Raw genomic sequence first — 403 nt, 5'->3', positions numbered from 1 at the left:
CGGTTGACCAGGCCCCAGTCCAGGGCCTCCTGCGCGGAGAGGCGGCGCAGCATGAACCAGATCTCGCGGGCGCGCTTCTCACCGACGACGCGGGCGAGGTAGCCCGAGCCGAGACCGGCGTCGAAGGAGCCGACGCGCGGGCCGTTCTGGCCGAAGGTGGCGGTGTCGGCGGCGATGGTGAGGTCGGCGAGCACGTGCAGCACGTGCCCGCCGCCGATGGCGATGCCGTTGACCGCCGCCACGACCGGCTTGGGCACGTCCCGGATCACCCGGTGCAGCGCCTCGACCTCGAACAGCCCGGACTCGGAGGGGCCGTAGTCGCCGGTCTCCATGCGCTGCTTCTGGTCCCCACCCGAGCAGAACGCCTTCTCACCGGCGCCGGTCAGGGCGATGACCCCGACCT

1 protein-coding gene is annotated in these 403 nt (G+C 72.5%); it reads right to left on the bottom strand.

The genetic code is table 11. The features are described 5' to 3' along the window. On the bottom strand, nucleotides 1-403 hold a 403-nt coding region (locus ACL02T_RS35000), incomplete at both ends, for an enoyl-CoA hydratase-related protein (RefSeq protein WP_412835109.1).

Source organism: Pseudonocardia oceanicola, assembly GCF_047200735.1.
Taxonomy (GTDB): domain Bacteria; phylum Actinomycetota; class Actinomycetes; order Mycobacteriales; family Pseudonocardiaceae; genus Pseudonocardia.
The sequence above is the reverse complement of the archived record's forward strand: the minus strand, read 5'-3'. Positions and strand labels throughout refer to the sequence as shown.